The following is a 6,969-nucleotide window of genomic DNA, read 5'->3' on the forward strand; positions in this document are numbered from 1 at the left end:
GGCCCCGCCCGCACCCCCTGCCTGCTCCCCTGCCCGAACGCGGGCCTCAGAAGAACACGGACCGCCGCTGCACCAGCAGCCGGTACAGGGTGTGCTGGATCTGCTCCCGCACCTGGTCCGTCAGGTTGAACATCAGCATCGGATCCTCAGCGGCCTCCGCCGGATACCCGTCCGTCGGAATCGGCTCCCCGAACTGGATCGTCCACTTCGTCGGCAGCGGCACCGCACCCAACGGCCCCAGCCACGGGAACGTCGGCGTGATCGGGAAGTACGGAACCCCCAGCAGCCGCGCCAGCGTCTTGGCGTTGCCGACCATCGGGTAGATCTCCTCCGCCCCCACGATCGAGCACGGCACGATCGGCGTTCCCGCGCGCAGCGCCGTGGACACGAATCCGCCCCGCCCGAACCGCTGCAGCTTGTACCGGTCCCCGAACGGCTTCCCTATCCCCTTGAAGCCCTCGGGCATCACCCCGACCAGCTCCCCGGCCTCCAGGAGCCGCTGCGCGTCCTCCGCGCAGGCCAGCGTGTGCCCGGCCTTGCGCGCGAGCTCGTTCACCACCGGCAGCATGAACACCAGGTCCGCCGCCAGCAGCCTCAGGTGCCGCTCCGCCGGGTGGTGGTCGTGCACGGCGACCTGGAGCATCAGCCCGTCCAGCGGCAGCGTCCCGGAGTGGTTCGCCACGATCAGCGCACCACCCTCCTTCGGGACGTTCTCGATGCCCTTGACCTCGACCCGGAAGTACTTGTCGTAGAGGGGCCGCAGCAGGGACATCAGGACCTGGTCCGTCAGCTCCTTGTCGTAGCCGAAGTCGTCGACCTCGTACTCCCCGGTGATCCGCCGCCGCAGGAACGCCAGCCCGCCGGCGATCCGCCGGTCCCAGTCCGCCCCGGCAGGCCCGGGCGCCGGCTCCACGGCCGCCACCGGCGGCTCAACGGCCGGCTCCGGCGCCGCGGACGGAGCGACCCGCACCCGCCGTGGCTGTCTCCGGCGCGGCCGGTCCTCGTCGAACGGAATGACCTTCGCGTCCGCCACTATCTCTTCGCTCCCTCAGCCGCCGGCCCCACACCTGACACATCCGCACGCGACACGCCGCCGCCGACCATCCCCGCCACCCGGTCCACGGCCCGCCCCATCCGCTCCGGAGGCAGCAGTCCGCTCCCCCGGCTCCGCGCGAAGTCCGCGAAGGTCTCCGCGGTCGTGTACATCGGCGCGAACCCCAGGGTGTCCCGCATCTGGGAGGTCTCCACGACCCGCCCGTGCGTCAGCAGCCTTATCTGTTCGGGCGAGAACTCCGTCACCCCGACCGCGCGCAACGCCGAACCCACCCAGGTCACGGCGGGCAGCAGCAGCGGCACCGTCGGCCGCCCCAGCCGCCGGGCGCACTGGGACAACAGCAGCACCCCGTCGCCCGCGATGTTGAAGGTCCCGCTGTTCAGCGTCCCGCGCCGGGGTTCCCCGGCCGCCAGCCGCAGCACGTCCACCACGTCGTCCTCGTGGACGAACTGGAGCCGCGGGTCGTAGCCCAGCACGGTCGGCATCACCGGGATCGAGAAGTACTCGGCGAGCGCGGAATCCGCGTACGGCCCCAGGATGTTCGCGAACCGCAGGACGCACACGGCCACGTCGGGCCGTCTTCGCGCGAAGCCCCGTACGTATCCCTCGACCTCGGCGGCGTCCTTCGCGAAGCCGGCCGCCGGCAGCGACTTGGGCTGCGTGGTCTCGGTGAAGACCGCCGGGTCCCGTGAGGTGCCCCCGTACACGCTGGTACTGGACTTCACCACGAGCCGTCGTACCGTCGGTGACTTCTGGCAGGCTCCGAGGAGCTGCATCGTCCCGATGACGTTCGTTTCCTTGACGGCGCTGCGCGCACCGCCCGACCCCGCACTGCCGCCTGTGACGGCGAGGTGGACCACCGTGTCCACGGTGTGCTCCGCGAGCACCCGGGCGATGGCCGATTGTCTGATGTCCGTACGCACGAACTCGGCCGAGCCGAGCCGGTGCGGCGGGCTCACGGCATCCACCGCGATCACCCGCTCGACGTCGGGGTCCCGCTGGATGCGGCGCACGAAGCGGCCCCCCAGCTGCCGGGCAGCCCCGGTGACGAGTACGACCTTGCCCACGAGCTCAGCGCCTCCCTCGAAGAAGTACCCCGGCTGCACCGCAGCCCCTCCACCAGGATGGTGGAGGGGCTGCGGAGAACACGTACAGCTGCCGTTTACTTCTTGTTACGGCGCTGGACGCGGGTGCGCTTGAGCAGCTTGCGGTGCTTCTTCTTAGCCATCCGCTTGCGCCGCTTCTTGATAACAGAGCCCACGACTACCCTCGCTCACTTCTCTTCATTCGGTGCGGGGCGTCGGGGCCCACACGACCTACGTCGGCCTAGCCTACCGTCCCGAGCTCTGAGCTTGTAATCCGAGGGCCTGCCGGGTTCAGAGTCAGGCCGACTCCACCCCCACATAGGACTCTCGGAGGTACTCGTGGACCGCGTTCTCGGGGACCCGGAAGGACCGGCCCACCCGGATTGCGGGCAGATGACCGTTGTGCACCAGGCGGTACACGGTCATCTTCGACACTCGCATCACCGAGGCGACCTCCGCCACGGTCAGGAACTGAACCTCACTGAGAGGCCTCTCGCCAGCAGCCATGACACACCTTGACCTTCCGCGCATGACGGGCACCGGCTTCCCCTCCGGTTACGCCCCGTCGTCGCACGCTCACTCCCCAGAGTAGGGGCGTGTGATACGAGTGGGGAAGAGGAGCTACGGCCACTCCTGACGCACCGGCAGGCCCGCGCGGCCGAGAACATAGCGAGTCAGCGGCCGGTAGTAGTCCGAGCGCACCGCGTCATCAAGCGGAACGGCCACCGACACCCGCCCCTCGGCCTCCCCGACGAACAACGCGGGATCATCCGTATCGGCCAGCCCGATCGCCTCCACACCGAGCTGACCTGCACCGCAGACCCAGCCGTGGTCCCCCACCACCAACCCCGGCAGCGGCCCCCCGCCCTCCGCGAGCGCCCCGAGGGCGATCCGAACCGGCAGCGGCGAATGGGTGTGCACGCCGGTCGCACTCCCCGGCGGCCGCGCGCCGGGTTCCCGCACCAGTGCGACTCCCCGTACGTAATCGATGCGGTGCGGGCGTACGCCGAACCGGGTCGCCATGTCGACACGGACCCCCTGCGCCGGGGTGAGGACAACACATCCCGCCGCCGACAGCGCCTGGGCCAAACTGGCGTAGAACCCCAGGAGGCGGTGCGGATGCCCCGTTCCGAACAACAGGGGCGACCGCGCCCTCGCCGCCTCCCCCAGCCGCCCCGCGAAGGCCTCCAGGGCGGCCACCGTCCGCTCCGGGTCGATCACGTCCGGCCCGCTGACGTGCGCCGGGTCCGCCGAGACCCCGCACTTGTCCGCCATCAGCCTCAGCAGGTCGCCCTCGCCCCAGCCCCACTCCGGGTCCAGCCCCAGCAGCACCCGCGGATCCCGCGCCGCGAACAGCCGGTAACTGCGCAGGCTCTCCTCCCGTGAAGTGGCGACGGGCCCGGCCAACCGGGAGGCCAGCAGATGCGCACGCAGCGCGCCGGTGCTCAACACCTTGCCGATGCTGCCCCACCGGACCTGGCGGCTCATCAATTCCGGCAAACAGCCCCACAGTTGGCGTAACGATGCTTCACGTCCACCGGAGGGCCACAGCAGGGCTACAGGAGCATGCCGCGCAGCGGGAACACCGCCCGGCGGGTCGCCAGAACGGCCTGATCCGTCCGGTCCGCCGGATCGTAGCCCGCGTCCCACCCGCGCCACGACACCGTCCGGCCGTCCGTCATCCGGGCCGGCGCCGGCTGCCGGGTCCGCGCGTACACCTCCTCGCGCCACGCGTCCGGGACCGCCGACGCGGGATCCACCGGCCGGTGCGCGGCGATGGCCACCAGGTGCGTCCAGGACCGCGGTACGACGTCCACCACCGCGTAGCCCCCGCCGCCCAGCGCCAGCCACCGGCCGTCCGCGTGCTCGTGCGCCAGCTCGTGGCAGGCCTCCTGGACCGCCCGCTGGGCGTCCAGCGACACCGCCAGATGGGCCAACGGGTCCTCGAAGTGCGTATCGGCCCCGTGCTGGGTCACCAGCACCTGCGGCCGGAAGTCCGCCAGCAGCTCCGGCACGGTCGCGTGGAACGCCCGCAGCCAGCCCTCGTCCCCGGTCCCCGCATCGAGCGCCACGTTGACAGCCGAGCCCTCCGCGCCCGGCCCGCCCGTCTCCTCGGGCCAGCCGGTCTGCGGGAACAGGGTCCGCGGATGCTCGTGCAGCGAGATCGTCAGCACGCGCGGGTCGTCCCAGAACGCCGCCTGCACCCCGTCACCGTGGTGCACGTCCACATCCACGTACGCGACCCGCTCCGCCCCCAGCTCCAGCAGCCGCGCTACCGCGAGCGCCGCGTCGTTGTACACGCAGAACCCGGCGGCCCCGCCCGGCATCGCGTGGTGCAGCCCGCCGGCGAAGTTCACCCCGTGCCGCACCTCCCCGCGCCAGATGGCCTCCGCCGCCCCCACCGACTGCCCGGCGATCAGCGCGGACGCCTCGTGCATCCCGTGGAAGGCCGGATCGTCCATGGTCCCGAGCCCGTACGAACCGTCGGCCGCCCCGGGATCGGCCGACACCTCGCGCACCGCCGCGACGTAGTCCTCGCGGTGCACCAGCCTCAGCGTCGAATCCCCGGCCGCCGGGGCCGCCCGTACCTCCATGGCCCGGTCCAGCCCGAAGGCGCGCACCAGCCCCATGGTCAGCGCCAGGCGCACCGGATCCATCGGATGGCTCGGCCCGAAGTCATACCTCGTTACCGCCTCGTCCCACATCAACAACCCGGTCACCGGCACGCCGCTCATGCCCGACACCGTATCGGGCGCCCTCGGAGCCGAACGAGCGGGCATGGAACAAGGTCACCAACACCAGCACCATCGGCACGAGCATCGCGCCCCGGTAGCTCCACGCGTCCCCGATCCCGCCGACCAGCGGCGAACCGACCAGGAAACCCACGTAGTTGAAAATGTTCAGCCGCGCGATCGCCGTGTCCGACGCCCCCGGGAACAGCCGCCCGGCCGCCGCGAAGGTCTGCGGCACGATCACGCACAACCCGATCCCCAGCAGCGTGAACCCCAGCATCCCCGTCCACGCCCCGGGCGCGGCGGCCACCACCGCGAACCCGAGGGCGGCGACCAGCGTCCCCGCCCGTACGACGGCCACGGCCCCGAAGCGCCGCACGCCCAGGTCCCCCACCGACCGCCCGATCAGCGTGGTCACCATGTACACGTTGTAGGGGACGGTCGCCAGCTGCTCCGAGCTCCCCAGCACGTCCTGGAGGTACTTCGCGCTCCAGTTGGAGACCGTCGAATCCCCGATGTACGCGCAGGCCATCACCAGGCACAGCGGCAGCAACAGCTTGAACCCGCCGGCCCCCAGCCCCTTCTCCGCCTCGCCCGCAGCGTCCCGGTGGTCCACGTAGTACCGGCTCCCGGCCACCACGAGCGGAAGCAGCACCACCACCGCGGGCAGATAGCTCGTGAACAGCCCCAGGTGCCAGTGCGCCCCCGCCCACGCGGCGGACGCCCCGACGATCCCGCCCAGGCTGTACGTGGCGTGGAAACCCAGCATGATGCTGCGCCCGTACGCCCGCTGGAGGCTCACCCCGAGCATGTTCATGGAGGCGTCCAGCGCTCCCACGGACAGCCCGAACGCCCCCAGGGCCACCGCCACGTGCCACATCCGGCTGCCGGCCCCGACCCCGAGGAGGGCCAGCAGCACCAGCGGCTGGGCCCACCTCAGCACCACGCTCGGCGGGACCCGCTTCACCAGGTGCTCGGTGGCGACGCTCGCGACCCCCGCGAGGATCGGCACGGCGGCGAGGAAGACGGGCAGCAGCCCGTCGGATATCCCGTACTGGTCCTGGATCGCCGGGATGCGCGTCACGAGCAGGGCGAAGGTCACGCCCTGCACGAAGAAGCTGAACCCCAGGGATCCGCGCCCACGGCGCAGCCGCACGTCTTCTGTCATGGCGGCTCAGCGTAGGGGCGCGGGCTACCCGTGGGTAGAGCGATCACCTATCGAATCGGAACAACGACCCGCAACCACGAGCGAAGACGAGGCTCAGCCCTCCAGCCCGAGCAGCCGGATGAGCTCCTTCATGTCCCCGAAGCAGCTGGTGGCCCCGACGAGCCGGTCGGCCGGCATCATCCCGGTGAACCCGAGCACCTGCATGCCGGCGGCCACGGCGGCCTCCACCCCGAGCGGACTGTCCTCGACGACCACGCACCGCGCCGGGGCGACGCCCATCTGGTCCGCCGCGTGCAGGAACAGGTCCGGAGCGGGCTTCCCCCGGCCCACGTCCTCCGAGCTGAAGATCCACTCCTCCTCGAACCACCCGTCGATCCCGGCCGCCAGGTGCCCGACCCGGATCCGCTCGTGATTCCCGGAGGACGCGAGGCAGTACGCCACCCCGTGCGCGGTGAGAGCGCCCAGCACGTCCTCGATCCCGTCGACCGGCCGGATCTCCCGCTCGAACGCGGCGGCGGTACGCGCGTGCAGCGTCGCGTCGAAGTCCTCGGGCAACCGCTGTCCGGTCCGCTCCTCGACGAGATCGTGCACCCGGTGGACGGCGGCTCCCATGTAGTCGCGCAGCGACTCGTCGTACGAGGTCGGGTGTCCCAGCTCGGTCAGGTACCCGGCGAGGATCCGGTTGGCGATCGGCTCGCTGTCCACCAGCACGCCGTCGTTGTCGAAGATGACGAGGTCATAGCCCATACGTCCACAGTACGAGCCGCCGGCACCGATACCTCCTGAGACCATGCCGGGCATCCGGGTGCAGGCCTCGGGCCCTCGAATGGGCCCAGAACGCAGAAAAGCCCCGCACCATAAGGTGCGGGGCTTTCCCACAATGATTGTTCGGCGGCGTCCTACTCTCCCACAGGGTCCCCCCTGCAGTAC

The 6,969-nt window shown here is 71.2% G+C and carries 8 protein-coding genes; all 8 read right to left on the reverse strand.

All coding sequences use genetic code 11. From position 1 onward, the window contains the following. Window positions 1-46: 46 nt before the first annotated feature. The 8 genes from ACZ4TG_RS20880 to ACZ4TG_RS20915 all read right to left on the reverse strand — a co-directional run bounded on the left by ACZ4TG_RS20880 (window position 47) and on the right by ACZ4TG_RS20915 (window position 6,786). Complete coding sequence (locus ACZ4TG_RS20880) at window positions 47-1,033, reverse strand: lysophospholipid acyltransferase family protein (RefSeq protein WP_468164817.1); 987 nt, start codon at window positions 1,031-1,033, stop codon at window positions 47-49. Beyond that, window positions 1,033-2,121 (reverse strand): NAD-dependent epimerase/dehydratase family protein, encoded by a 1,089-nt coding sequence (locus tag ACZ4TG_RS20885; protein WP_468164873.1) that lies wholly within the window; start codon window positions 2,119-2,121, stop codon window positions 1,033-1,035. The genes ACZ4TG_RS20880 and ACZ4TG_RS20885 overlap by 1 nt, the downstream gene beginning before the upstream one ends. 95 nt (window positions 2,122-2,216) lie before the next feature. Further along, window positions 2,217-2,315 (reverse strand): 30S ribosomal protein bS22, encoded by a 99-nt coding sequence (locus ACZ4TG_RS20890; protein ID WP_003948845.1) that lies wholly within the window; start codon window positions 2,313-2,315, stop codon window positions 2,217-2,219. A gap of 121 nt (window positions 2,316-2,436) precedes the next feature. Then, window positions 2,437-2,646, reverse strand: coding sequence for a helix-turn-helix domain-containing protein (locus ACZ4TG_RS20895; RefSeq protein ID WP_008738568.1), 210 nt, complete (start codon window positions 2,644-2,646; stop codon window positions 2,437-2,439). A 114-nt stretch (window positions 2,647-2,760) separates the two neighbouring features. Then, on the reverse strand, window positions 2,761-3,591 hold the full coding sequence (locus ACZ4TG_RS20900; RefSeq protein ID WP_468164875.1) for a phosphatase: 831 nt from the start codon (window positions 3,589-3,591) through the stop codon (window positions 2,761-2,763). Window positions 3,592-3,695: 104 nt separating this feature from the next. Continuing rightward, window positions 3,696-4,844, reverse strand: coding sequence for an acetoin utilization protein AcuC (locus tag ACZ4TG_RS20905; protein ID WP_468164877.1), 1,149 nt, complete (start codon window positions 4,842-4,844; stop codon window positions 3,696-3,698). Continuing rightward, window positions 4,816-6,039, reverse strand: coding sequence for an MFS transporter (locus ACZ4TG_RS20910; RefSeq protein WP_468164819.1), 1,224 nt, complete (start codon window positions 6,037-6,039; stop codon window positions 4,816-4,818). The genes ACZ4TG_RS20905 and ACZ4TG_RS20910 overlap by 29 nt, the downstream gene beginning before the upstream one ends. 93 nt (window positions 6,040-6,132) lie before the next feature. Next, a complete protein-coding gene (locus ACZ4TG_RS20915; protein WP_468164821.1) occupies window positions 6,133-6,786 on the reverse strand; it encodes an HAD family hydrolase in 654 nt (217 codons plus the stop codon). Window positions 6,787-6,969 lie beyond the last annotated feature (183 nt).

It is taken from the genome of Streptomyces sp. NPDC028314 (genome assembly GCF_055565795.1).